The 26,001-nt window shown below is 57.8% G+C and carries 17 protein-coding genes; 13 read left to right on the plus strand and 4 right to left on the minus strand.

The annotated features are described in order from the left end of the window. The first annotated feature begins 136 nt into the window (after window positions 1-136). From GTQ55_RS08580 to GTQ55_RS08590, 3 genes are read left to right on the plus strand one after another with little or no spacing between them, the layout of a single operon-like run. Window positions 137-823, plus strand: coding sequence for an ABC transporter ATP-binding protein (locus GTQ55_RS08580; RefSeq protein ID WP_161858358.1), 687 nt, complete (start codon window positions 137-139; stop codon window positions 821-823). Further along, on the plus strand, window positions 799-3,165 hold the full coding sequence (locus GTQ55_RS08585; protein WP_161858359.1) for an ABC transporter permease: 2,367 nt from the start codon (window positions 799-801) through the stop codon (window positions 3,163-3,165). The genes GTQ55_RS08580 and GTQ55_RS08585 overlap by 25 nt, the downstream gene beginning before the upstream one ends. Then, entirely contained in the window at window positions 3,158-4,240 is a 1,083-nt protein-coding gene (locus GTQ55_RS08590; protein ID WP_161858360.1) for a lipocalin-like domain-containing protein, read from the plus strand. The genes GTQ55_RS08585 and GTQ55_RS08590 overlap by 8 nt, the downstream gene beginning before the upstream one ends. A gap of 128 nt (window positions 4,241-4,368) precedes the next feature. Here the strand turns inward: GTQ55_RS08590 and GTQ55_RS08595 are convergent, their stop codons facing one another. Beyond that, complete coding sequence (locus tag GTQ55_RS08595; protein ID WP_161858361.1) at window positions 4,369-7,596, minus strand: S8 family serine peptidase; 3,228 nt, start codon at window positions 7,594-7,596, stop codon at window positions 4,369-4,371. Between the two features lie 515 nt (window positions 7,597-8,111). Beyond that, complete coding sequence (locus tag GTQ55_RS08600; RefSeq protein WP_161858362.1) at window positions 8,112-8,540, minus strand: hypothetical protein; 429 nt, start codon at window positions 8,538-8,540, stop codon at window positions 8,112-8,114. 196 nt (window positions 8,541-8,736) lie between these two features. Between GTQ55_RS08600 and GTQ55_RS08605 the strand changes: the two genes are divergently transcribed. Next, window positions 8,737-10,929 carry an OsmC domain/YcaO domain-containing protein gene (locus tag GTQ55_RS08605; RefSeq protein ID WP_161858363.1) on the plus strand — a complete coding sequence of 731 codons (2,193 nt, stop codon included), beginning with the start codon at window positions 8,737-8,739 and terminating at the stop codon, window positions 10,927-10,929. A gap of 54 nt (window positions 10,930-10,983) precedes the next feature. Here GTQ55_RS08605 and GTQ55_RS08610 read toward each other — a convergent pair whose 3' ends face one another. Next, window positions 10,984-13,926: a M16 family metallopeptidase gene (locus GTQ55_RS08610; protein ID WP_161858364.1), complete on the minus strand. Its 2,943-nt coding sequence runs from the start codon at window positions 13,924-13,926 to the stop codon at window positions 10,984-10,986. A 227-nt stretch (window positions 13,927-14,153) separates the two neighbouring features. Next, window positions 14,154-15,089: a porin gene (locus tag GTQ55_RS08615; protein WP_161858365.1), complete on the minus strand. Its 936-nt coding sequence runs from the start codon at window positions 15,087-15,089 to the stop codon at window positions 14,154-14,156. A 322-nt stretch (window positions 15,090-15,411) separates the two neighbouring features. Between GTQ55_RS08615 and GTQ55_RS08620 the strand changes: the two genes are divergently transcribed. The 9 genes from GTQ55_RS08620 to murB all read left to right on the plus strand — a co-directional run bounded on the left by GTQ55_RS08620 (window position 15,412) and on the right by murB (window position 25,980). Then, a complete protein-coding gene (locus tag GTQ55_RS08620) occupies window positions 15,412-17,925 on the plus strand; it encodes a DNA internalization-related competence protein ComEC/Rec2 (protein ID WP_237567893.1) in 2,514 nt (837 codons plus the stop codon). A 187-nt stretch (window positions 17,926-18,112) separates the two neighbouring features. Next, entirely contained in the window at window positions 18,113-18,931 is an 819-nt protein-coding gene (locus tag GTQ55_RS08625) for a hypothetical protein (RefSeq protein WP_161858367.1), read from the plus strand. 93 nt (window positions 18,932-19,024) lie between these two features. After that, window positions 19,025-19,789 carry a sigma-70 family RNA polymerase sigma factor gene (locus tag GTQ55_RS08630; protein ID WP_161858368.1) on the plus strand — a complete coding sequence of 255 codons (765 nt, stop codon included), beginning with the start codon at window positions 19,025-19,027 and terminating at the stop codon, window positions 19,787-19,789. Between the two features lie 234 nt (window positions 19,790-20,023). After that, window positions 20,024-20,647, plus strand: coding sequence for a MotA/TolQ/ExbB proton channel family protein (locus GTQ55_RS08635; protein WP_161858369.1), 624 nt, complete (start codon window positions 20,024-20,026; stop codon window positions 20,645-20,647). A gap of 28 nt (window positions 20,648-20,675) precedes the next feature. Continuing rightward, on the plus strand, window positions 20,676-21,095 hold the full coding sequence (locus tag GTQ55_RS08640; RefSeq protein ID WP_161858370.1) for an ExbD/TolR family protein: 420 nt from the start codon (window positions 20,676-20,678) through the stop codon (window positions 21,093-21,095). A gap of 114 nt (window positions 21,096-21,209) precedes the next feature. Then, window positions 21,210-23,048, plus strand: coding sequence for a lipid A export permease/ATP-binding protein MsbA (gene msbA, locus GTQ55_RS08645; RefSeq protein WP_161858371.1), 1,839 nt, complete (start codon window positions 21,210-21,212; stop codon window positions 23,046-23,048). Between the two features lie 47 nt (window positions 23,049-23,095). Next, window positions 23,096-24,127, plus strand: a complete 1,032-nt coding sequence (gene lpxK / locus GTQ55_RS08650) for a tetraacyldisaccharide 4'-kinase (RefSeq protein ID WP_161858372.1) — start codon at window positions 23,096-23,098, stop codon at window positions 24,125-24,127. Then, window positions 24,124-24,897, plus strand: coding sequence for a 3-deoxy-manno-octulosonate cytidylyltransferase (gene kdsB, locus GTQ55_RS08655; RefSeq protein ID WP_161858373.1), 774 nt, complete (start codon window positions 24,124-24,126; stop codon window positions 24,895-24,897). The genes lpxK and kdsB overlap by 4 nt, the downstream gene beginning before the upstream one ends. A 66-nt stretch (window positions 24,898-24,963) precedes the next feature. Further along, window positions 24,964-25,980 (plus strand): UDP-N-acetylmuramate dehydrogenase, encoded by a 1,017-nt coding sequence (gene murB, locus GTQ55_RS08660; protein WP_161858374.1) that lies wholly within the window; start codon window positions 24,964-24,966, stop codon window positions 25,978-25,980. The last annotated feature ends 21 nt before the right edge of the window (window positions 25,981-26,001 follow it).

Consider the following 26,001-nt stretch of genomic DNA (forward strand, 5'->3'; position numbering starts at 1 on the left):
AAAACTCCTGATCCAACTTCACAAACGGACCGTAAGCATATGATCGACGAATCAGTTGGAAGTACCTCCCTTTATAAACCGCGCCAATGGGGTAAGCTGAAAGCACTCCCCGAATGACGGTCTTCAAAAAGAAGCTATGAACGACGCCCTGATTCAGGCACACGATCTCAGTCGGTCCTACCGCAACGGCCGTGAACAGATCAGTGTGCTTAGCCGCTTGTCTCTCGAGCTGCGGCGCGGTGAAGCAGTAGCAGTGATCGGACCTTCCGGCTCGGGAAAAAGCACACTATTGAACCTGCTGAACGGGCTGATAGCGCCAGATAGCGGCGCGCTACGAGTGTTTGGGCGACCGCGCGATCAAATCAGTGAAAACGACTGGGCCGAGCTGCGCCGTACTCGCATTGCCACGCTATTCCAGGATGGCAACCTGATACCCACCCTTACTGTGGCCCGCAATATCGCTTTTCGCGCCGGGCTCGCGGGATTGCAGCAGCATAACGGCGCGGAACTATTGGAGCAGCTGGGGATAGCCGATATTGCACGTCGCTACCCCGATCAAATTTCCGGTGGCCAGCGACAGCGGGCTGCACTGGCCTGTGCTTTTGTGATGCAACCAGAGTTAATCCTTGCGGATGAACCTACCGGCAGTCTGGATTACGCCTCCGCACAAAAAGTTGCACCATTGTTCTTCGACGCGATTCGCGAGCGCGCGCTCGGCGCCTTGATCGTCACCCATAATCCGGAACTGGCCCAGCGCTGCGACCGGATCCTCGAACTGCGCGAAGGAGCTCTGCGTCCATGGGACTCGGCAGTGTCTTCCTGAGCCATTACCGGCGTCATCCAATACAGCTGGCCGGGTTACTGCTTATCCTGCTGTGTGCGGCGGCGCTGTGGAGCGGTGTGCGATCTCTCACCGGCGCTGCGGAAGAGGCCGTGGACCGTTCGCGGGCGGCGCTGGAGCCGCTCCTGAGTATTGTGCGCGAGGATGGCCGGGCGGTGGGCGTGGAGGATTTTGCGCGCCTGCGAAGAGCGGGGTTTTGTGCTTCGCCACGTCTTGAAGTGCGTTTCAGCGCTCCCGAGACACCGGTTGTGGTGGGTATCGACCCGTTCAGTGCGGGGTGTCTGCGACAATACAGCGAGCGACAGCGCGCGGATGACCCGGGCGCGGAGGCGATTGCACAGCTGATCACTGAACTGGATAGGCCAACGCTGCTTGGCAGCGCGGCAGACCTGGCGCGTTGGCAGGATCTTTCACTACCGGATACCGTGGGCTACCAGTTACGTGAAGCGGAGGGCCTGCCGGCAGCCGAGCTACTCACCGATATTTCCGTGGCGGCCCAGCTGGAACCGGCGGGCCGCGGCACGCTCTCTATCCTGATGCCATCGGCGGAAGCCGAGAAAAAACCTTTGCCCGAGGGCTACCTCGGCCGGGTCCAGGATTATGGTGTGGAACCCGATCCACTGGTGGACGCTTTTCTGTTGAGTCTCGACGCCCTCGGTGCACTGGCACTCCTGGTGGCGGCGTTGCTTGTTCGGGCCGTGTACCGGTTTGCGCTGGAGCAACGGCGTCGGAGTCTGGAAATTCTGGTTCGGCTTGGCGTGCCACCGATACGGCTGAGGTCCGCGCTTATTGTGGAAGTAATGATCGTCGCGTTGGTCGGCGGCACCATCGGCATGTGGCTGGGGGAGCAACTGGCATCGGTAATGGCGGGCGGATTCCAGAGTACGGTCCAGGGCCTGTTCAGTGTCGATTCGCTCGGCACAAGCACGCCCACGGCGAAAACCTGGTTGGGAATGGTGCTTATTCTGGCGGTAGTGGTGGCCTGGGCCTGCGCTGATCTGTTGTGGTTACGGCGGCCGTCGGGGGGCTGGGAGCAGGTTACCCACTTGCGCTGGCTTGCGGCTGTGCTTTTGATGGGTTCATCGCTGACGGTTTTGTTACTGACGGGGAAGCTCTGGCTGATATTCCTGTCTACCCTGGGGTGCCTGATCGGCGTCGGTCTGTTGCTTCCGATGATATTGAACCGGGTACTGGCGCGTGCCGAACGCCATTGTTCCCGGCCACTGCTGGAGTGGTCCTGCTCCGAGATGCGCGCACTCTGCCGGCTGTTGCAACTACCGCTTACTGCCCTGGCCTTCGCTATTGCCACTACGATTGGCGTGCATGCCATGGTGACCGGCTTCGAATCCACTTTTGCCCGCTGGCTTGATCAGCGCCTGCAGGGCGATCTCTTTCTGGATCCGGGCCGATCCGTGAACACGCTGGAAATCACCGCAAAGCTACAGGGATTGCCCGGGGTAACGAATGTATTGCCGATGGTGCGGGGGCGTGGCGTAGTGGGGGAGCTGCCGGTGGATGTGATGGCAGTTGATCCGGCCTCACCGCTGCTGAGCGACTGGCCGTTTCTCGATGCCGCCCCCAACCACTGGGCGGCACTGGTCACCGAAGGTGTAATGATCAACGAGCAATTGGCTCGCCGGCTGTCATTGGCGGTTGGTGACCGCCTGATATTCCGCCTCGGCAAGGAGCGGTTTACTCGCGCAGTCATCGGCATTTATGCAGATTATGGCAGGCCAGAGGGCGAGCTCCTGTTACCTATCGCGGCGTTACCGGACGCGCTGCCCGGTCACTACACAACGTTTGCGCTTGCTGCGAGCGAACTCACTAAAATGCCATGGCGTGACTGGCCGCAAAAATATCCGTGGCTGGCGGGCAGCCAGTTGCGTGACCAGAAAGGCCTGAAGCAGGCGGCCAATGCCGCCTTCGATCGCACATTTCAGATCACCCGCATGCTGAATACACTGGTGTTGGCGCTGGCAGGCACTGCGCTGGCGTTGATGGGATTGGTTATTTTTCGGTTACGTCAGAGCAGCTATACCCTGCTGCATGTTTACGGAGTGCACAGAGGCAGTCTGCGTCGGCGCCTGATCGCCCACAGCATACTGGTTACCGGTTTGCTCGCTGTGCTGGCCACCCCGCTGGGCGTTTTTCTCGGATGGGTGCTGGTAGCGAAGGTGAACCCCTCTGCCTTTGGCTGGGCACTACCTCTGCATCTCTATCCGGGATTCTGGCTTCAGGTGTGGCTGGCATGCCTGGTGATCGGGGCATTGGTCGGTGTGCTGGTGGGCAACCCGGTCCGGCTGGAGACCCTGAAAAATGAATAGACGGGTAACAAAAAAGCTGCGACTGCTGCTTGCAGCGCTTTTATTTTTAGTCGCTTGCTCAGACGATCCGGATGGCAAAACATCGATTGCGGCGTTAACCGATCCGCCGGAAGGCTTTCGTCAGGCCACACCGGGCATGACCATTAATCTGCCGGAGGACATGGGGCCACACCCGGCATTTCGCCTCGAGTGGTGGTATCTCACCGCAAACCTGAAAAGTGCCGATGGCCAGCGGTTTGGTGTGCAATGGACGTTATTCCGCAATGGTATTCGCCCTGGACCCTTTGCAGGGGACGGACGTGGCTGGCAGCGAAATGAGCTATGGCTTGCCCATGCTGCCCTCAGTCGTCCGGATGAACACCGCTTCGCAGATCGCGCGGCCCGCGGCGGCACCGGCCAGGCCGGGGTAACGGCGCAACCATTCAGCGTCTGGATTGATCACTGGAAGCTACAAAGCCAGACGAAGGATACGTGGGAACTGCACGTCGATGGGGAGGACTTCAACTATCGTCTGAAGATTCAACCACAGTTCCCTGCGGTGCTAAACGGCGAGCGCGGCTTCAGCGCAAAATCGTCCGGCGGCGGTGGCTCGATGTACTTCAGTCATCCGTTACAGATAATTGGCGGTGTGGTGGAACTCCATGGTGAAAAATTTGAGGTAAGTGGGCAGGGCTGGTTCGACCGTGAGTGGAGTAGCCAGTATCTGAAGCCGGATCAGCGTGGCTGGGACTGGATGGCGCTGCACCTGGATGACGGGCGTCACCTGATGCTATTCCGGGTTCGCGGTGAAGATGATTTCTATTCGGGTACCCTGGTTTCCGAAGATGGCCGTAGTCGCACCCTGAGCGTCGATGAATTCAGCCTTATGCCTGAAGAATATCGCGCTAGCCGTTTTGGTGACGTGCCTGTGGTGTGGCAGCTGCGAGTGCCTTCCGTTTCGTTGAATCTGACAATTCGCTCCTGGCCCGGCGATTACTGGAACCCGGGGACCCTGGGATACTGGGAAGGGCCGGTTACGGTCAGCGGCAGCCATACCGGTGAGGGCTACCTGGAAATGACGGGCTATGAGAAATGATACCCGCTCCAAATATCTATGTGGTGGCTCTTTGCAGTGATTTTCGCGGTGGTTTTCGTGATGGTTTTCGCGATGCGGCGCCCCTCGGCGGGGCGCCGCTCATAAAAATACAACAGGAAAATGATCGCTTACGGGCAGGCCGAAACCTTTTCCCAATAGCCCGGGTCGCTTTCCAGCAAAGTGCTGGTGGCGGGGAACCAGAGCGAACTTGACCCAAGAGCATCGCCGGATCCCACTGCGCACGCGCTGGCAGTGAACAGGGTTCCGCACTCTACTGCGCGACCAGCGCTGATGTGTGCAGTATTCGTGGCCGTTTCACAGGCTGCGGCGATTTCTGCTTCAAGGATTTTGAGCTCACTGGCATTGCCTGCTTCATCCATGGCCTGAACCTTGACTTCATATGTTCCTGCATCCGGTGCATTTGCTACACATTCAAACGTATCCACACCCGAGCAGTTGAAGCTCAGCTCAGAATTGATCCGGATTTCCGCTGCATCGCCGTCTTTGTCGCTGGTGTTGCCAAAAACCCGTACCTCGTAGCCGGTAATTGCCAGTTCCAGTGTATCGATCTCCGGTGGCTGGGATACTGGCAACAGGGTAACGCTATAGCTGTTAGAGATGGCTTCGTTTCCATTCGCATCTTGGGCGCGCGCGAAAAAGGTGTATTCCCCTGGTTCCCCGGTCAGGGAAAAAGTGGTAGCGAAGGTATGGTTGTCCGCATCGAATACGATTGCGCTGTCCGGTTGCAATTTCTGGTCACCGTCGTATTCAAGTTCAATTGTGACAACATCGTCATCGATATCAAAGAACGTTGCGTTGATCCGGACAAGGTCGGGCTCGATACGGCTCCAGCCAAAATTATCTCGTCGGGGTGCATGGTCCCAATGGCTTCGAGTTACGTTGATGGTGCGCAATTGAAGGACGCTGGCGTTGTTGCTGCCGTCGAACGCCTGATAGGTCTTGGTGTACGACCCTTCCGTGCTGGTATCGGGGCTTGCGCCTTCCCTGACCCACGGGAAATCGTCGAGATCGTCATCGACCTGATAGCCTGGTTCCGCATAGTAGTCGCCTATCTCTATCTCCGTGGTGCTCGGGCCAATGAGAGTCAGTGTCGGCGCCACGGTGTCTGTAATGATTTCCACCTGCTGTTCATCGACCACGGTATTGCCGTCGCTATCGGTAAAGGTTGCCGTAACGACGTACTGGCCGTCGCGAGAAGGGTCCACATTGTGTGTGAAGTTCTCTCGCGGCAGGGCCTGGAACCCGTCCTTCAGGTCCACCGTGTATGCGCTTGGATAAAAATTCCAGTCATCCCGGCGGTAGGTGCGTATGCTGCGCCGCTCAGCGGAGGTCGCGGTGTGCAGGTAATTCCCGTTGGGCTTGCCTTCAAATTCAATCACTGGAAGCTCCGGGCCTGCGATCCCGACCAGGCGGAACGCACTGCTTTGTGTCTCGTTACCCGCACTGTCCGCCACACGGTAGTGAACCGCTTGTATGCCCGTGGTGCTGGTGTCGATGGGTGTATAGGTTACGGCGTCAGTAATGTCGCCATCCAGAACATCCCAGCCGACATATCCCGGATCTTGCCAGGGCTGGCCGGCGGGATGCAGGAATGCATCACACCACCAAAAATTGCAGGCGGGGCCGAGCAGTGCGAGTCGCGGTGGTTCGTCGTTCGCAAGAACGGTAATTTTTTGCACCCAGGGTACGGCACGCATGTTGCCGCTATCGGTAGCGGAAAAGCGGCGCAGGTAGTGACCGGATTGCTGGGTGTCGGGCATGCCACTGTCAGCGAGTGCCTGGGAGATATCGCCGTCCTGACGGTCGCTCGCCGAGAGAATTGGCTGTGGAGCTGTATCGCCCCGGCGGAGGTACACTTGCTGTGCTGACTCGCTAACAAGGGTGGGTGGTGTATTTGAGGGTGGACAGCTATTCGCGCTGCTGTAAAAGCCTGGCTCTGGGTTATACAGCACAACCTGCTGCGTCGCGTAGTTGGTGCCGATATATTCATTACTGCCCAGGGCACAAAAATTGACGTAGGTGCCAGCGCAATAACCCGCGCGTCCGGCGAGGAAATGGTTCATCGGTGTGGCCGAAAAGCTCGGGCATTCGCTGGATGGTATATGGGTCAGTGCACGATAAAGATTGAGTCGTCCACTATTGAGAGTCACGCCAGCGAGTGATGTTACCGGTTCGGCGCTCTCGATCAGCACTGCTCGCAATTCTTCGACGCTGATATCCGGGAATTCAGCGGCCACCAGCGCGGCGGCTCCCGCAACAAAAGGGGAGGCCATGGAGGTACCGCTGAAACGTTCATAGCCGCCCCCGGGTACCGTTGACAGTATTTCTACACCGGGCGCTGCGATATCGGCACCGGTTTCTCCATGGTTTGAAAACGAAGCGCGCTTATCACTGCGCGTGTTGGCCGCTACGGAAATTACATTCGGGTGGTCGATTGTTGCGGGGGAGGTTACCTCCATTGATGTATCCGAATTCAACCCGTTATTGCCTGCAGCGGCAACGAACAGCATTCCAGCGTCATTTGCATAGCCAATGGCATCAGCTACCGGGCGGTTAAAAATACTTTCGGCAACCGAGTCAGTGAATACTGCTCCATAGGAGTTGTTGGATACCTTTGCGCCCATATCAGCTGCATAGAGAATCCCTTTAACAATGTCGGAGGTGTATGCGAAGTTGGACTCGTCGGAAAACACTTTGACTGCCATCAATTTCGTGCGCCAGGCAACGCCGGTTACACCAGTATTGTTGTCCCCAGAGGCGCCGATAATCCCTGCCACATGGGTGCCATGGCTGTTGGCATCCATCGGATTGCCATCTTTGTCTGCAAAGTCATAGCCGTGGACGTCATCGACAAAACCGTTTCCATCGTCGTCGATGTTATTGCCAGGGATCTCGCCGGGATTGGTCCACATATTTTCGGCAAGATCCGGGTGGGTATAGTCGATGCCACTATCGATTACCGCGACGATAATGTCTTCTGCATTGGTGCGGACAGACCAGCCCCTTTCTGCGTCGATGTCAGCGCCGGCGACGCCGTTTTCCTGTCCATCGTTATGCAGTCCCCATAATTCAGGCGAGTAATCATTTGGCAAGGATTGCAGCTGGAACTTGGAGTTTGGTGCTACATATTCGATATCCGGGGATTTTCTGAGATCCTCGAAGCTTAACCCGGCACTGGTGGCGCTTTCGAAGGTGACGAGCTGCCAAGGGGATAGTTGCTGGCTGAATGACTGTAGATATTTGGCTGGAGAGTACAGTGTCTGCATCGAAGTGAATGCATAGGGCTGTAATAATTGGTTCCAGATGGTTTTGCTGGTCCCTTCGCGAAATTTCACCAGCAATTGTCGGCTTGCAAGGTGTGATGATGTGGCGGTAGGTAGTGGGAAGGTTAAATCAGGTTCTGGTTCCGCCTCAGTGGCAGCGATATCGTACGAGTTGGAAAACTGGAGGAATGTGATAAGGCACAACGCGGCCGGCAATCTCATGTCATACTCCCTTTTAGATGACAATTGCTTGGGATTGGTGCGCTTCAGAGTTGCTCTATTACCATCTGGCTTCCCTTTTGAGGCACGTGAAAACTCTCACTATCGGCGGCGCCATTATATTCTTGCCGATCTTATTTGCCCTGATACCTTCGTATTACATCCCTTGGTCGTACACGTATGTGTTTGCCTCTTGGAAATCTGAGTACTGGCAGCGCACAGACATGCGCGTTTACGTCAACGTAAATATTTTTGGAAATCGAGTAGGGGAATAACGGCGGGGTGGTGTACTGGCTTTCGCGGGACTGAAAGCCAGGGGAGAAGCGCTGCCAGGTCGATGTTCCTGAATCAGCGCTTGCGGGTGCGGGTCAGAAGCGCAGGCGAACGCCCAGCGCGCCATCCACGCCAAAACCTTCCTTGCTCTCGTTATCGCTGAACGCAAAGTTTGGCACGGCCTGGATATAGGCCTGCAGGCTGGGCGCAATACCGAAGGTCAGGCCTACCGGGAGGCGAACACCGGCTCTGTCGTTGTAATCGTAATTACCGCCATCCTCGTAGAAACCGCCAACGTCGATGTACGCATGCGCGGTGCCAAGGTCGTTACTAAAGTTTTCGATACGCACGTCCACGGCCAGCGCATCGCTATTCACGAACACCGAGGTACCACGAAACTGTCCGGTCACACCGACGCCCAGATCGTAAGCGACCCCGAGTCCGAATCCGGAATTACCGTTGGCAAGTGATGGTGCGCTGAATACAGCCGCAAGAAGGGGCAGGGCAAAACGGAGCGATTTCATAGGTACCTCGTAGATGGCTCGTTTATCGATGTAAGCACGGACGCGAGTATAGAGCTGCGGTCGTACGGTACTTTGCTTTAGATCACACTTGTGCCAAGGCTTCCGGTTTGTTCCAAACGAGCAAGACGGAGGGGGCTAAAAGCGGGATAATGCCGCGCCTCAGGCCACGCCAAATTCTCCAATTCCGGTAGTCTCCATGGAAATCAACGTCAACTTCCTCGATAACCTGCGACTTGAAGCCAAGTTTGATGACTTTACAGTCATTACTGACCAGCCGATTCGCTACAAGGGCGATGGCTCGGCACCGAGTCCGTTTGACTACTTTCTCGCCTCTTCGGCGCTGTGTGCGGCGTATTTTGTGCGGGTGTACTGCCTGTCGCGGGATATTCCGACAGACAATATCCGCCTGTCTCAGAACAACATCGTTGACCCCGAGAACCGCTATAACCAGGTCTTCAAGATCGACGTTGAATTACCGGAGGACATTTCGGAGAAGGACCGTCAGGGCATTCTGCGCTCCATAGACCGCTGTACCGTAAAGAAGGTGATCCAGACCGGGCCGGACTTCCAGATTGAAACGGTCGAAAATCTCGCCGAAGACGCGCAGGCGCTGCTGATGGTGGAACCGGATGCCGAGCACCGCACGTTCATCGAAGGCAAGGACCTGCCGCTCGAGCAGACCATCGCCAACATGACAAAGATCCTGGCGGACCTGGGGATGAAGATCGAGATTGCGTCCTGGCGCAATATTGTCCCTCACGTCTGGTCACTCCATATCCGCGACGCGGCTTCCCCCATGTGTTTTACCAACGGCAAGGGCGCGACCAAGGAGAGCGCGCTGTGCTCGGCGCTGGGTGAATTTATCGAGCGACTGAACTGCAACTTCTTCTACAACGACCAGTACTTCGGTGAGGAGATTGCCAATGCGGAGTTCGTGCATTACCCAAACGAGCGGTGGTTCGAGCTGGAGGAAGACGACGCGCTGCCGGAAGGTATCCTGGATGAGTACACACGCGCGATTTATAACCCGGAGGGCGAGCTGGGTGGATCCAATCTGATCGACACCAATTCCGGGCGCGCCGACCGGGGCATCTGCTCGTTGCCGTTTGTACGCAAGTCCGACGGTGAAGTGGTGTATTTCCCTTCCAACCTGATCGAAAACCTGTACCTGAGCAACGGTATGAGCGCGGGAAATACCTTGCCTGAGGCGCAGGTACAGTGCCTGTCGGAGATCTTTGAGCGCGCCGTTAAAAAACAGATCCTCGAACAGGAACTGGCGCTGCCGGACGTGCCTCGTGAGGTACTGGAAAAATACCCGGATATCGTCGAGGGCATTGAGGAGCTGGAAAAGCAGGGATTCCCGATCCTGGTGAAAGACGCCTCGCTGGGCGGCCGGTTCCCGGTCATGTGCGTAACCCTGATGAACCCGCGCACTGGCGGTGTGTTCGCGTCCTTTGGCGCGCACCCGAGCCTGCATGTAGCACTCGAGCGCAGCCTGACGGAGCTGATGCAGGGCCGCAGTTTTGAAGGGCTGAACGACGTACCGCCGCCCACATTTAACAGTCTGGAAGTCACCGAGCCGAACAACTTTGTCGAGCACTTTGTGGATTCCACCGGGGTAGTGTCCTGGCGTTTCTTCAGTGCCAGGTCCGACATTGATTTTGTCGAGTGGGACTTCTCCGGCAATCATGCCGATACCAACGAGACTGAAGCCGATCGCCTGTTCAAAATCCTCGATGACCTCGGCAAGGAGGTCTACATGGCGGAATACAACGAGCTGGGCGCGCCCGCCTGTCGTATTCTGGTACCCGGTTATTCCGAGGTCTATCCGGTGGAGGACCTGATCTGGGACAACACCAACAAGGCGCTTGATTACCGCGAAGACATCCTCAGCCTGCACACCCTTGATGACGAGCAGCTGGAAGACCTGGTGGAGCGGCTGGAAGAGAGCCAGATCGACAATTACGAGACCATCATCACCCTGATTGGAGTGGAGTTCGATGAGAACACCGTGTGGGGGCAGCTGACGGTACTCGAGCTCAAGATCCTTGTTTATCTGGCATTGCAGCGTCACGAGGAGGCGCTGGAACTGGTTGAGGCATTTTTGCAGTACAACGACAACACCGTAGAGCGCGGCCTGTTTTACCGTGCGGTGCAGGCAGTGCTGGAGATTGCCCTCGACGAGGAGCTTGCGCTGGACGATTACATCGTCAACCTGCGCCGCATGTATGGTGACGAAACGATGGCCGCAGTGGCCGGTTCCGTCGATGGCTCCGTGCGCTTCTACGGCCTCACCCCCACCAATATGCAGCTGGAAGGGTTGGACAAGCATCTGCGCCTGATCGAGAGCTACAAAAAGCTCCATGCCGCGCGGGCGACGCAAAAGTAGCGCCGGACATAAAAAAAGGCGGCCGCAGCCGCCTTTTTTCCGGTAGGCCGGAAGTTACAGGCTTGCCGAGTCTGGCGTTGCTTCCACTTTTTCCGTGTCAATCACATAACCGTCTTCATCCAGCTCAACGATGGGCATACCCAGCGCCTCAACGTCTTCGCGGATCTCGGCAGCATCGCCGACCACCACGATTGCCATGTTGTCCGGTTCGAGCAGGCTGGTGATGGCCTTGTTGAGGGTTTTGCGATCGGTCTCCTGCAGGATCGTGCCTTGCTGTGAGCGATAGTCCAGCGGGAGGTCATAGCGCAGGATACGATTCAGCAAACCGAGTTTCGCCGAGGGTGTTTCATAGCTGCGGGCTTCCTGCTGGCCGATGGCAGAGCGCAGGTAGTTGAATTCGGATTCGGTCATGCCGTCCTTGTCGTAAGTAGCCAACTCGGTGAGCACTTCATTGAGTGCATCCGCCGTAGCTTCTTTCTTCACCTCTGAGCTGAACATGTAGGAACCTTCCTGTGGCTCACCCACGAGGTAGGTGCGGGCACCATAGGTATAACCCTTGTCTTCGCGCAGGTTAAGGTTGATACGGCTGTTGAAGTTACCACCCAGTGGGAAGTTGCCAAGATACGACAGGTAGTAGTCTCCCAGCGCATCGTAAGGCAGGGCGTGTTGGCCGATCCGCAGACTGGACTGGGCAGCACCTTCCTTGTTTACCAGGTAAACCGTGCGGCCTTCGATTTCCGGTTTCTCGAAGGCGATGGCCGGACGCGCTGGCTGGGATACTTTCAGCTGTGCCAGTCCGTCCAGCGCCTTGACGATTTTATCGTGGGGCAGGCTGGTACTGACGGTGACACCGCCAAAGTTAGCGGGGAAGTGCGCCGCGTAGTATTGCTTGACGTCTTCGAGAGTGATGTTGGCAACGGTATCCGGGAGGCCGCCACCGGGAAAGCTCAGAGGGTGCTCTGGGCCGCGCATCACTGCACCGACTGCGCGGGTGGCCAGGCCCTGCGGGGTCTTGCGGGCCTGCTGCAGACCTTCAATGGTCTGTTGCTTGATGCGCGCGAAGTCTTCCTCGGTGAAGGCAGGCTTGAGCATACGCTCCATCATCAGCGGCACGGCCTTGTCCAGGTGCTTGGCCAGCACATTGAGAGAAACCGTGGTGTCGTAATCGCCGGCGCTGACGCTGACTGATGCGCCCAGCCGTTTCAGTTCCTCGGCGAACTCGGCGGCGCTGCGCTCGCTGGTGGCCTCGGTCATGAGGGAAGTCATCAGGGAGGTGAGGCCTGCTTTGCCACGAGGCTCGTCGCGCTGGCCAACGCCAAACACTGCCTGCACGGTAACGGTGGGAGTCTCTTCATTCTGCACGGCCAGCAGGCGTACGCCATTTTTCAGCTTGCCGTCCTGGATTGTCGGCAGCTCTACCTGTGGATTCACGCCCGGGGAAGGCTGCACACTGCGGTCGAATGTATCCTTGACCGGTCGCAACGCCAGGGCTTCTTCATCGTCGCCATAGCTTTCCGGGATGGTGCGTTGCCATTCATAGTTCTGCGGTGCAGCGGCCAGTTCTTGCTTGCCGTTGGGGACCACGCTCAGCAGTACCGAGGGCTTGGCAGCAATGTACTGGTCGAAAACGCGGGTCACGTCAGCGGTCTCAACAGCCAGATAGGCATTGATCTCATCGTCGATGCCTTTGGGGCTGCCGGTGAAGGTTTCAAATGCGGCGAGAGTGGAGACTTTACCGGCAACAGACTGCAGGCCGAACACGCGGCTGGATTCATAGCCTGCCTTGAATTTAACCAGGTCATCCTCGGTAACGCCGCGCTCGACGAAATCGGTAAGGGTGTCGCGTACTGCCTGTTCCATTTCCGCGAGGGTTTCACCGGATGCGGGGTTCTGGATCACGATGAACCACATCTCGCAGGCCAGTTCTTTACAGGAATGAGAGACACTTGCCGATACCGCACGGCCGGTCTGCACCAGGCGCTGATAGAGCATGGAGTCCTGGCCCTGGCCAAGAATCGCTGCGGCTGCATCCAGCGCGGGCTCATCCGCATGGCTGCTGTGGACCGTTGGAATCATCATTGCCAGTGCCGGCAGGTGGATATTGTCCTCCAGCGTGACATAGCGGTCTTTATCGAGCTTGGCCGGCTGCTTGGGCAGGTTTTCGACTTCAGGGCCAGCGGGAATCGACCCGAAATATTTGTTTACCCACGCGAGTGTCTGCGCCTTGTCGATATCACCGCCAATGGTCAGCACTGCATTGTTGGGACCATACCAGCGCAGGAAAAACCGTTTGAGGTCGGTAAGGTCTGCACGATTCAGGTCTTCCATCCAGCCAATGGTTGGCCAGGAGTAGGGGTGACCATCCGGGTAGGTGGCGGCAAACATGGTTTCCAGGGCGCGCCCATAGGGGCGGTTGTCAACGCGCTGGCCACGTTCGTTTTTCACCGTTTCGCGCTGAACCTCGAACTTTTCCTGGGTAACCGCGTCGAGGAACACGCCCATGCGATCGGCTTCCAGCCAAAGTACGGTTTCCAGCTGGTTGGCCGGTACGGTTTCGTAGTAGTTGGTGCGGTCGGTATTGGTAGTACCGTTCATGGTGCCACCGGCTTCGGTGATGATGCGGAAATGCTCTTCGTCCGCAACGTTCACCGACCCCTGGAACATCATATGTTCGAAGAAATGGGCAAAGCCGGAGCGGCCTGGATCTTCGCGGTTGGAACCGACGTGATAGGTAACATCCACGTGCACTAGCGGATCAGAGTCATCTTCGTGCAGTACAACGGTCAGGCCGTTGGCAAGTTTGTATTTGTCGTACGGAATGGCGATTTCTGCGCCGTCGCCGTCGAAAGTTTCGACCAGCGTTATACCGGCGGGGAGGGCACTCTGCGCTTCACTGGCGGCGTCGGTGTTTGCTTGCGGGGCCGAATTCTCGGGCCCTTTGCTACAGGCTGCCAATAGCGCTGCAGCGAATATCATTGCGACTTTGGTGCGATGCATCACGATTGAAGACTCTCTTTTTATTGGAGACGCATCGATGCTAACACAGCCAGGGGCGCTAGTTAGGTCTAATGGGCCAGGTTCGCGGCATTGTCCGTCACAATAAAGTGCCATAGAACATTTGGACCATCATCACAATCAAGGCCCCCTAACTGGTTATCCTGCACTTTTAGCGCATTGGGGCATTTTAATGACAGCTCGGGTACTTTGTTTGAGCCAAGTGCTTCTTAGAACTTGAACTCTGTACCTACACCCACGTAGCTGCGCTCGTAGTCGTCCGCTGCGCTTTCGTTGGTGTAGAAGCTGAACACTTTTGCCGCTTTAGACAGCTTGTAATCCAGCCCCAGGCTAAAAGTCTCTCCATCCGTTTTTACGATGTCGGACTGGCCGTATTGCGCCTTCGCGGTCCAGTTGCTGATTTTGTAGGCCACGGATGTCATCCAGCCATCCTGGTTGCTGTTGTCGGCTTTTTCCTGCTCTTCGTAAAGGCCGCCAACCTGCAGGTTGCCGAAGTTATACTGGGCTACCACACGGTTAACCTTCCAGTCGTTGGCTTCAACACCCTGATCGTAAGCATACGCCAGGTACACACCGGCGTTGTCGTACGCAAATGATACGGAAGTACCATTGTCGCGGGTATCGATCACATTACCGCCGTCATCCAGAATCTCGGCTTCCTTGTTGCTGACGTAGGCCGCGGCAACCTTGAAGCCGGCAAACGACGGCGTGGTGTACTGCAGGTTGTTGGATTCGCGGTTGTCGCTCTTGGTGACCAGGCTTTTGATGTCGCCCTCAAGGTCGTTGAAAAGATCGACCTTCTTCTGCGCCACTTTCAGCGGGGTATCGAATTTACCGCCGATGACCTGACCGAACCCGCCTTCCAGGCCAGCGTAGATGTTGCGCTGGCTGAAGGTTTCGCCTTCACCGTCGATGTTTACCTGATATTCCATTTTGTAAATGCCATTGATGCCGCTATCCAGTGGCAGCTCGCCTTTTACCCCCAGGCGGGAAGCATTGCTTTTCACATCAGTCGTGGCGCCATCGCCTTCATCGTTGGATTGGAAAGAGGCGTTGGCCTTACCGTAAAAGGTGAATACTTCTTCTGCGTTGGCGAGGGTAGGGAGGGCCGCTGCCAGTGCCAGGGTGATCGCAGTCTTTTTCATGGTTGGTCTCTGAATGTAAAAAAGGGGAAGCCGTCGTTCAGTTGCTGCGCAGTTTGCTTCGCTTTTGTTACACACATGCTTCGCTTTTGTTACAAACAGATGAAACATGAAAATTTCTTGAATTTTTTGTGTCTACCTCGCGGCCAACGAGACGGTTTGGGCAGTAATGCTCACTGCGGACTGGTGCAAAACCATAACTATTGGACGGGTGTCCGTTTGCGGGGGCGGCCACATCGGGATTTAATCGCGTAGCTATTGGACATGGATGTTGTGAAAAATGGGGCAGGGATTGTTGCGAAGGCCTTGTGCTGATAGTGGCAAGGTGGGGCTTTCCGTCACCGGTGGGTTATGGCTATTCGGTATTGGCATTGCCCAGGTCGCGTTGTGGCCGCGGTTGCCGGGCCTGTCCACGGCACTTTGCGCTGTCTATTTCAGCCTGGTTCTGGTTTTACTGCTGGCGGCAGTACTAGTTGCTCGCCGGGGGTATGGGCGACCGTCAAAATGGCTAATGGTACGTGGCGCTTGCTATTGGTTGTTGCCCTTCCTCATCGGCGCCGGCTGGGGGCTTTATTGGGATCGCGCAGCGCTGGATGCGCGTTTGCCACCGGCTCTTCACGGCACGGATTTTGAAGTCACCCTGCAAATCACTTCTTTGCCCGAGTCCCGACCTGCCGTATTCCGCTATGGCCGAGGCCACGGCTCCGGATCAACGGCGCTGGATGTGCAGTTTCTCGCGGAAGTCGAGTCTGCTGAACATGCTGCGCTCGTGGGACAAAAGGTACTGGTGTCCTGGTATGGCAGCGACCGTATCGCTGAGATCCGGGCGGGCAGCCGCTGGACCATGCGGTTGCGGCTAAAGCGCCCGCGGGGCAGCGTGAATCCCCATACGTTTGATTACGAAGCCTGGCTATTGCAGGAGGGCGTTTTCGCAACAGGCTACATCCGTGAAAAGGCGCTGCGGCCCGTGTTGCTGGAGGACGGCGCAGGCCTCTACCGCTTACGGGAGTCAATCCGGGACCGGGTGACCGCTGCGAACCTCGGTTTTGGACGGCTTCTGCGCGCGCTGCTACTCGGGGATAAATCCGGCTTGACGGATACCGACCGGAAGGTTTTGCAGAGCACGGGTACCGCGCACCTGTTGGCGATCTCCGGGCTGCATGTGGGCATGGTCGCCGGGTTCTTCCTGCTGATCGGCGGGTATTTAGGACGCCTGTTGTCCCCGTTCGGTTCGTGGAACTCGCGCCTGCTCGCCGGGTCGGGTGGACTGGCCGCCGCCGCGGGTTACACACTGATATGTGGGGCACCGTTGTCCGCGCAACGGGCCCTGATCATGACAGCAGTCGCCATCAGCGTGTGGATATGGGGCAGGCGTGTTGCGTCCGGGCTGGCATTTGCCCTGGCTGTGGCGATGGTATTACTGCTGCAGCCATTGGCTGTGCTCAACCCGGGGTTCTGGCTTTCGTTCCTCGCTGTGGCAGCGTTGCTGCTGTGCTACAGCGGCCGGACAGTGTCTGGTCCGGACGTTTTTCATGCGAGCGAATCGCGCTCGACCCTCGCGAAACTGCTCAGTTATGTCGGTCAGTACATCAAACCCCACACGATCGTCGCGGTGCGCAGTCAATGGGTTGTGATACTGGCGCTTCTGCTGCCGTCTCTCCTGTTTTTTTCCGGAGCCAGTGCCTCCGCACTACTGGTCAATCTGGTGGCGATTCCGTGGATGGGCCTGCTGATCCTGCCCTCGATCATGCTCGGCGCAGTGATGCCAATGGGGATCAGTGGCTTCTGCTGGCAGTTTGCCGACTGGCAGCTCGCGCTACTCATGCGGTTTCTCCACGGGGTGGACGGGCGCTTCCCCAGCTGGCAATGGCTGACCGCGCCCGGTTGGTGGGTGGTTGGTCTCGCACTGGTCAGCGTGCTTATCCTCATGCTGCCGCGGGGCTTTCCCGGTCGCTTGCTGGGGTGGTGCATGCTGCCCGTTGTATTGGCTCCAGCGTTACCCTGGCGCTCCCAGGAGCCAACAGCGCTGAGTGTCACGGTGCTCGACGTGGGTCAGGGCCTGGCGGTAGCGGTGGCGTCGGATGACCAGTATCTGGTACTGGATACGGGGGCTGGAATCAGCGGGGGCTGGAGCGCCGGAAGCAGTGTGGTGGCTCCGTACTTGGTCGGGGAGGGCGCTACCGAAATCGCAGCCTTGGTGGTGAGCCACGGTGATCGCGATCACGCGGGTGGTGCCGCAGGGCTTGCGGAGGTGTTGCCCGTCAGCGAGGTCATAGCGCCCGGCGACCTGGGTGCGCGCCTGGCCGGTACCTTTCCGCGGCCCACGACCAGCACAGGTTGCACCGCGGGCGAAAGGCTGTCGGTGGCGGATCTCAACATTCAGTGGTTATGGCCACCGGCGAGCCCGCGCGTCGATGGCGAAGAAAATGATCACAGCTGTGTGGCATTGCTGGACTGGCGTGGAGTGCGAATCCTGTTTACCGGCGATATATCCCGCAAGGTGGAGCGACGATTGGCCGCGCTATATCCGGATTTTGCCCCGGTTGACCTGTTGATAGTGCCGCACCATGGATCCCGTACTTCCTCATCGGCGACTCTACTGGATTGGTCGCAACCGGCACGTGCGGTGTTCAGTGCGGGGTACCGGCATCACTTCAGCCATCCGCACCCCGCGGTCGTGCAGCGGCTGTCAAGTCGCGGGGTGAAACTATCCAACACTGCGGATGCCGGCGCGGTGCGCTTTCTCTGGCTAGCGGGATCCGTTGTGCCCGAAGTGTATTGCGCGCGTGATTCCGGACGATTCTGGCGGACCCTTGGGCCATTAAGCGAGTGTGGCTAATTCCGTGCGTGCGCTGGTGGGCAATGCCTTCGGCGACAGGAGCACGTTCCGGGCGCGGTGGTGTTCATGTTCGGTTGTCCGGCGGGCATTACAGGAGGTCGATGAGATGTGGTTCAAGTTTATGTATCACGCTAAGTGGTACTGTCATGCCCATATTCAGCAAGCAGATGTTTCGGATTGTATGAAAATGAACCAATTGTCCGGTGCCATTGCAATGGTGGCCAGCCTTTCGTTAAGCGGTGCGGCTGTGGCCGACGAATGGAAATATTCCCTCGGCACCGATATCAGCAGCGGTAAGTACGGTGATACCGCAGAGACCGAGATTGTCGCGACACCTTTTACCGTCAGTTATTCCCCCAACGCATCCTGGACATTCAAGGCGTCCATGCCCTGGACAAGCATCGAGGGTCCCGGCGGTGTCATTCCCGGTGGGGATGGCGGAATCGTTGTTGGCAAGGGCAATCGCCCAGGAAATGGCAATGGCGGGAACCAAATCGACGATCAAACCGTGTTAACAGAAGAGTCGGGTCTTGGGGACCTTTGGTTAACCGGCACCTATAGCCTGCAACCCATCGGCGAACGTTACTTTGTGGACCTGACAGCCAAGTACAAGCTACCGGTGGCCGATGAGACCAAGGGGCTGGGCACCGGCGAAGCGGACTACACGCTGCAAGCCGAGATGTTCACGGTCATCGATAACTTCACGCCGTTTGTAACGGTTGCCAGGAAGTTCAAGGGGGATCTCCCGGAGACCGAACTGCGAGATGTGTGGTACACCTCGGTTGGGAGTGGCTACCGACTGAGCGAGATATCCAGTGTTGGCGCGTCTCTGGACCACCAGCAGGCTGCGACTGCACAAAGTGATCCGCAGACGGAAATTTTCGGCTATTACAGTCACAAACTCAGCCCACAGTGGACTGGAATGGTTTATGGCTACCTTGGGCTCGCAGACGGTAGCCCGGATCAGGGCTTTGGGTTTCAGATCAGTTACCGCCAGGTTGACTGATATAGAAGTGTTTTACGGCACGCGGGACCGTATTGGTCGACCGTTACCCGGTAATGCCGCGTGGGAATAACAGTTAAACAGGAGAAATGAGCGATGAGAATTCCATTTAAGTCGACGGTACTGGCGGCTGCGGTTGCTGCCATGGCAAGTGTGCCCCTGGTCTGGGCAGATGATGATATGCCCGACACGGATACCAGTGAGACAGAAGTTGTCGAAGTGGCTGACGCCGTTCCCAGTGAGCGGATTATCGGTTATTTCAGTGAGTTTTTCGGTGAAGAAACCGAGACCGTGGCCTCAGGCCTGCGCAACGGCACTATCCAGTATGTGGAGCCGGTGCCGGAAACTGAGGAGGGCGGTACCGAAACGGATACCGAGACTGAGACTGATGCTGCCGCAGATGCCCCGGAAGTAGAAGATGGCGCTGAGTCCGGCACCGGTATGGGCTGGGGCAATGTCGTCATTAGCATGGCTCTGGCGGAGCAGCTGGCGGGGATATCCCAGGCTGAGGCGCTGGAGGGCGAAGAGGGTATGACCGCGAATGAGTCCCTGAATGAAGTCCTGCGCATGCGCCAGGTAGAGGGCATGGGCTGGGGACAGATTGCCAAGGCGATGGGAGTCAATCTCGGCGAAGTAATGAGCGGTATCCACTCTAATCGCCCGGAAATGGCCGAGAAGCTGGCGAAAGATGACGCGCGTGCAGAGCGTGCCGCCGATCGTGAGCTGGCCCGTGCCGAGCGCATGGAGAAAATTGGCAAGCCGGAAAAGGTGGCGAAGATGGATCGCCCAGAGCGACCCGTACGCCCTGAAAAGGCGGAACGCCCCGAAAAGCCACAGCGCCCGGAGCGTCCAGGCCGCTAATAGCGTCTGAGATGTGACCGGTTTTACACAGCAACAGCCGCCGATTGGGCGGCTGTTGTTTTTTGAGCTCCCCCCTGCGTCGGCGCGGGCTTCACGAGGGCGATCTGGAATCCGGTTCACAGGGATAAAATTGATGCCTCACAAGGACTTAGCCAACTCTGTGACCTGTGGTAGAGTTCGAGCCTTAGCTTGAATCCATAACAAAACCCTTCCGCAGTCTGGGGCGTATAAAAAGTGTTAGAAATTATCAAGTCTGGCGGCTGGCTGATGCTGCCGATCCTGCTCTGTTCCATTGCCGTTATTGCCATCTTCATCGAGCGTCTTTGGACCCTCAACGAGCGCAAAATCGCCCCTCGCGCACTGCTGGGCGAAGTTTGGAGCAGCCTAAAGAACAACCAGCTCACCACCGAAAAGATCAAACAGCTGCGTGACTCCAGCCCGCTGGGCCGTATCTTTGCCGCTGGCCTGGCCAACTCCAAGCATGGCCGAGAGGTCATGAAAGACAGCATCGAAGAAGCGGCCAGCCAGGTGGTTCACGAACTGGAGCGCTTCCTGAACGTGTTGGGCACCATCGCCGCCGTGGCACCACTGATCGGCCTGCTGGGCACGGTGGTGGGCATGATTCAGGTATTTACCGCGATCATGCTTGAAGGTACCGGTAACGCCGGCGTACTGGCAGGGGGTATCTCCCAGGCGCTGATCACCACCGCGGCGGGCCTGAGTGTGGCGATTCCGGCGTTAATGGCGCACCGTTACTTCCAGCGTCGTGTGGATTCCATTGTGGTGACCATGGAGCAGGAGGCCGTCAAACTTGTCGATGCCCTGCACAGTGATCGCCGTATCGAAGCGGCCGCCTGAGCGCTAACAACAGATTCAGGAGCGCTCAATGCAATTCCGTCGCCAGAGCACAGAGCAGGATGGTGTTAACCTCACGCCACTGATTGATGTGGTATTCCTGCTGCTGATCTTTTTCATGGTATCGACCACCTTTACCAAAGAGAGCCATCTCAAACTGAACCTGCCGGAGGCCGCCGGGCCGCAGGCAGAGAGTCCGCCCTCGACCATCGAGGTGCTGATTAACGCCGATGGTTCCTACTCCGTGGATGGCCGAGCTCTTATTAACAAGAAGCTGCCCACGCTCAAATCTGCACTGTCGGAAGTATCCGGTGGCGAGTACAATCGCCCGCTGATCATTACCGCAGATGCCACCGCCCAACACCAGGCGGTGGTTCGTGCCATGGATGCCGCTGGCCAGCTGGGATTTGTTCATCTCAGCATTACCACCCGGCAACCGGACGAACAGTAATCTATAAAGTGTTTAACCGCCGGGCGCGGCATCTGTCGCGCCTGTGCTGTACCCTGAGTGGTAATACTGCCATTCCGGGTTGCTCTTCGCGGAGAACACGCTGCCAAGAAATTTATGGATAAATCCCCCCAGCCGGTGCAGAAGCCCCGGCACGGTGCCAAAACCTACCGTCGCCTTCTTTCTTACGCCGTTCCCCAGTGGCCGCTGTTTGTCGTTGCCGTGCTCGGTTTCCTGCTGTTTTCCAGTATGGAAGTGGTGCTGATCGCCGTTACCGAGCTACTGCTGGACGCCGTGGGCGCCGGTATTGAGCAGGGAAAAGGCTTCCTTTCCCGTTATGTGGCGGGCTTTTTCCCCGGTGGCATCATGCCCCAGGAAACCGCGCGCTGGCTGGTGCCCAGCGCCATGCTGGTCATCATCATGCTGCGGGCCATTGGCAACTTCGTCGGTAGTTACGGCCTTGCTTACGTTGCGCGCGCCGTGATTCACCAGCTCCGTTCCGAGCTGTTCGAGCATATCGGATATCTGCCGAGCCGCTATTTCGACCGCTATACCGGCGCTTTTCTGATATCCAAGGTTGCGTACAACGTAGAGCAGGTGACCAATTCGATCACCAAGGCATTGCGGACATTAATCCGGTCGTCTTTCACCGCCATTGGACTGCTCACATACCTCCTGCTGGTGAACTGGCAGCTGACGCTGACATTTTTCCTGTTTGTACCCATCATCGCCGCAATCGTCGGCATCGTAGGGCGGCGCTTCCGCAAGCTCAGCCATCGTATCCAGAACACCATGGGGGATGTAACCCACGTTACCCAGGAAGCCATTAATGGCTATGAAGTGGTGCGTATGTACGGTGGCCGCCACTATGAAAATGCCCGCTTCCAAGCTGCCAGCAACGCCAATCGGCAGCAGTTTATGAAGCTGGTGGTGGCAGACAATGCGAGTGTGTCGGTCATCCAAACCCTGGTGGGGCTGGCCACGGCGGTTCTGGTGTGGTTCGCGTTGGCGCCGGGCATGGTCGAGTCGATGACGGCCGGTGTTTTCGCTTCCTATATCGGCGCGGCAGCGTCTCTGGCAAAGCCGATTCGTAATTTGTCGGAGGTATATGCGGAAATCCAGAAAGGGATCGCCGCTGCAGAAAGTATCTTCGAGGTGTTCGATGCACCCAAAGAGCCGGTTGGGGGAGAGCTTCACTTAACGAGCCCGGTCACCGGAGAGGTCACCTTCGATCACCTTGGTTTCCGGTATAACGAGGACGGCCCGCTGGTGTTGAATGACATCAATTTCACTGTGCCGGCGGGGCAGACGGTCGCACTGGTGGGGGCGTCCGGCTCCGGTAAGACCACGATGGTAAGCCTGTTATCCAGGTTTTATGAACCCAGCTCCGGCCGTATTCTGCTGGACGGGGTGGATATCACCCAGGTTCCAGTGTCGGAGCTGCGCGAGCAGATCAGCCTTGTATCCCAGAATATTGTTTTGTTCAACGACACGGTTTATCGCAATATTGCGTACGGTGAGCTTGAGGGTAAACCGCCGGAGGAGGTTGAGCGCGCGGTTGATCTGGCACATGCACGTGAATTTATCGAAGACCTCCCGGAAGGCCTCAATACGGTGCTTGGCGATAATGCCCAGATCCTGTCGGGCGGCCAGCGCCAGCGCCTTGCGATAGCACGAGCGCTGCTGAAAGATTCCCCGGTTTTGATCCTGGATGAAGCCACCTCCGCACTGGATAACGCTTCCGAGCGACATATTCAGGCCGCGTTGTCGGAGGTGATGAAAAATCGCACCACTTTCGTTATCGCTCACCGCCTGAGTACCATCGAAGGTGCGGACTGCATCCTGGTGATGGATCAGGGGCGCATCGTCGAGAGCGGTACGCACAAAGAGCTGTTGGCGCTCGGCGGGCGTTACGCTCTGCTGCTACAGCAGCAGTCCGGTGGGACTTTGAGCTGACCCTGGGCGGGTCAAAATTTACAACAGGGACAGGAGCGAATTACGCAATGTCGCTTGAAGACTGGCTGAACAAACGCTGGTATCCCGCCGCTGAGAGTGGTGAGGACATCGGCGCGCAGTTACCGTTACTGGCGCCGTTGGAGCTGGCATTCCGGCACGGCAGCCGCCTGCGCAAGTTGCGCAATCAGCCCGCGCCGCTTCCGGTTCCTGTGATTGTGGTCGGTAACATCACCGTAGGCGGCGCCGGCAAGACGCCGGTGGTCGCCGAACTGGCGCGCTGGCTACAGGAGCGCGGACGCAAGCCGGGCATTATCAGCCGGGGCTATGGCGGTCGCGCCAAACACTATCCCTACAACGTTACCGCCCAGTCCCATCCGCTGGAATCTGGCGATGAGCCGCTGATGTTGCACCTCATGACCGGCTTGCCGGTGATGGTTTCGCCCAAGCGTGCCGAGGCCGCCGAGGCGCTCATTGCCGAGCATGGCTGTGATGTGATCCTTTCTGACGATGGCCTGCAGCACTATGGCCTCTGGCGGAGCATGGAGATCTGCGTCGTTGATGGACAGCGAGGACTGGGCAATGAACACCTGTTGCCGCGCGGTCCTTTGCGGGAATCCCCGGAGCGGCTGGATAGCGTGGATTTGGTCATCGTGAATGGCGAGCCCAGCCCGCTGGTCCAGGCCCAGTGCGGGGACAAGGCGGATTTCACCATGCACCTAGTGCCGTCCCTCTGGCACCAGTTCAACCTGGACCAGACCTCCACCCTGAAGCTCGAGTCAGGGCCTGAAGTTGGTCCCTGCCACGGCGTCGCAGCGATCGGTAACCCGCAACGATTTTTCAATGCTTTGCGACACCTTGGCTATACGGTGATGGAAATGGCTTTCCCAGACCATCACCAGTTCAGCCAGCAGGAGCTGCACCTTGACGGCGAGACTCCGGTCATCATGACCATGAAAGACGCGGTCAAGTGCCGCGATTTCTGGCAGAGCCACTGGTGGGCAATGGAAGTGCAGGCGCAATTCCCGGATCTGTTTTACCAGCGCATCCACCAACACCTGGAGAGTTTTTCCCCCGCATGAGCGACAACAGCAGCTGTGAATTTGATGTCATCATTCCCGCGCGTTACGCATCCAGCCGACTGCCGGGCAAACCACTGGCGGACATTGGCGGCAAGCCGATGGTGCAGCGGGTATACGAGCGCGCCACCGAAAGTGCGGCACAGCGGGTGGTCGTCGCTACGGACGATATGCGAGTTGCCGAAGCGGTGCAGGGTTTTGGCGGCGAAGTGTGTATGACCAGTGCGGATCACTTGTCCGGTACTGATCGCCTGCAGGAAGTCGCGGTAAATCTCGGAGTGGCCGAAGATCGTATCCTGGTCAATGTGCAGGGTGACGAGCCGCTGATCCCGCCGTCGGTAATCAACCAGGTGGCGCAGAATCTCGCAGCAAATACCACAGCGGGTGTGGCCACGCTGGCCGAGCCCATTACAACGGCGGAGGACTTCCTCAATCCCAATATCGTCAAGCTGGTCACGGAGGCGTCCGGGCTTGCGCGGTACTTCTCTCGAGCCCCCATCCCGTGGCCGCGTGACGCCTTCTCCCTGAGCGAGCAATCCCTGCCTCAGGGGTTGAATCCCCGGCGCCATATTGGCATCTATGCTTACCGGGCGGGGCTGTTGAATGCGTTTATCGGCTGGCCCATGGCGCCAATCGAGCAATTCGAGGCGCTTGAACAGCTCCGTTTCCTCTACAACGGACACGCCATCCATGTGGCGGACGCCTGCGAAGAAGTGCCAGGAGGCGTGGACACGGCGCAGGACCTGGAGCGGATGCGGGCGTACTTTGCATAACTTCTGATACGGCCCGGGGCCCGGGCCGTAGCGTTCCGCGCGTACAGGTATTGAGACCGGTATTACATGATTCAGTCCGACGTAGATCTGCAGCCCTATAACACCATGACAATCGCCGCACGGGCGAAGTATTTCTGTGCGGCGACCTCCCTCGATGACCTTCGCGAAGCCCTCAAGTTTGTGCGCGAGCACAAGCTCCCGATTCTCCCTCTTGGTGGCGGCAGCAATATCGTCCTGACCGGCGACTTTCCCGGGTTGGCATTGCATCTCGGGATACTGGGGCTGGAGTTCGAGCCGCTGGATGATGGTGTACGTATCCGCGCGGCGGCAGGCGAAAACTGGCATCAGCTGGTGATGCACAGCGTTGACCAGGGTTACGGCGGTCTGGAAAACCTGGCGTTGATCCCAGGCAACATTGGTGCCGCACCCATCCAGAATATCGGTGCCTACGGGGTGGAACTGAAAGACAGTTTCGAACAGCTGACAGCGATGGACATCGCTACCGGCGAACTGAGCACCTTCAGCGCGGAAGACTGTCAGTTCGGATACCGCGACAGTGTCTTCAAGGGGAGGGCAAAAGACCGCTTCCTGATCTGCGAGGTGGTATTGAAGCTTTCTGGCAACTGGCAGCCAAGGGTTGCATACCCAGCCTTACAGCACTATTTCTCCGAGCACGGGCAGTCGCAGGACCAGCTTACCCCCACCAAAGTGGCCAACGCGGTGATTGATATCCGCAACAGCAAGCTGCCGAATCCGGTGGAAATCCCCAATACAGGCAGCTTCTTTAAAAACCCGGTGGTGGACGCAAGTCTTTACCGGACGCTGAAGGCCGCGCACCCCGAACTGGTTGCATACGAAGCGGGCGAGCAGTGGAAGCTGGCCGCTGGCTGGTTGATTGATCAGGCGGGCTGGCGCGGCTTTTCCAGAGGCGGGGTAGGGGTGCATGACCGCCAGGCCCTGGTGCTGGTGAACCCCGGGCATCGGTGTGGCAGCGAGGTGGTGAACCTTGCGCGTGAAATTGCCAGTGACGTACAGCGCAAGTTCGGCGTGACACTGGAGCCCGAGCCACGCTTTTACCCCTGATCGCTATTTCCCGCAAACGAA

The sequence above is a fragment of the Microbulbifer hydrolyticus genome, assembly GCF_009931115.1.
GTDB lineage: Bacteria > Pseudomonadota > Gammaproteobacteria > Pseudomonadales > Cellvibrionaceae > Microbulbifer > Microbulbifer hydrolyticus.

Excerpts from the sequence above, each read along its gene's own strand:
- GTQ55_RS08600 (WP_161858362.1), bottom strand. The coding sequence starts at position 8,540 with ATGAAATCGCTCCGTTTTGCCCTGCCCCTTCTTGCGGCTGTATTCAGC.
- murB (WP_161858374.1), top strand. The coding sequence starts at position 24,964 with ATGATTCAGTCCGACGTAGATCTGCAGCCCTATAACACCATGACAATC.
- GTQ55_RS08625 (WP_161858367.1), top strand. The coding sequence starts at position 18,113 with ATGAACCAATTGTCCGGTGCCATTGCAATGGTGGCCAGCCTTTCGTTA.
- GTQ55_RS08630 (WP_161858368.1), top strand. The coding sequence starts at position 19,025 with ATGAGAATTCCATTTAAGTCGACGGTACTGGCGGCTGCGGTTGCTGCC.
- kdsB (WP_161858373.1), top strand. The coding sequence starts at position 24,124 with ATGAGCGACAACAGCAGCTGTGAATTTGATGTCATCATTCCCGCGCGT.
- GTQ55_RS08605 (WP_161858363.1), top strand. The coding sequence starts at position 8,737 with ATGGAAATCAACGTCAACTTCCTCGATAACCTGCGACTTGAAGCCAAG.
- GTQ55_RS08580 (WP_161858358.1), top strand. The coding sequence starts at position 137 with ATGAACGACGCCCTGATTCAGGCACACGATCTCAGTCGGTCCTACCGC.
- GTQ55_RS08585 (WP_161858359.1), top strand. The coding sequence starts at position 799 with ATGGGACTCGGCAGTGTCTTCCTGAGCCATTACCGGCGTCATCCAATA.
- GTQ55_RS08610 (WP_161858364.1), bottom strand. The coding sequence starts at position 13,926 with ATGCATCGCACCAAAGTCGCAATGATATTCGCTGCAGCGCTATTGGCA.
- GTQ55_RS08615 (WP_161858365.1), bottom strand. The coding sequence starts at position 15,089 with ATGAAAAAGACTGCGATCACCCTGGCACTGGCAGCGGCCCTCCCTACC.
- lpxK (WP_161858372.1), top strand. The coding sequence starts at position 23,096 with ATGTCGCTTGAAGACTGGCTGAACAAACGCTGGTATCCCGCCGCTGAG.
- msbA (WP_161858371.1), top strand. The coding sequence starts at position 21,210 with ATGGATAAATCCCCCCAGCCGGTGCAGAAGCCCCGGCACGGTGCCAAA.
- GTQ55_RS08640 (WP_161858370.1), top strand. The coding sequence starts at position 20,676 with ATGCAATTCCGTCGCCAGAGCACAGAGCAGGATGGTGTTAACCTCACG.
- GTQ55_RS08590 (WP_161858360.1), top strand. The coding sequence starts at position 3,158 with ATGAATAGACGGGTAACAAAAAAGCTGCGACTGCTGCTTGCAGCGCTT.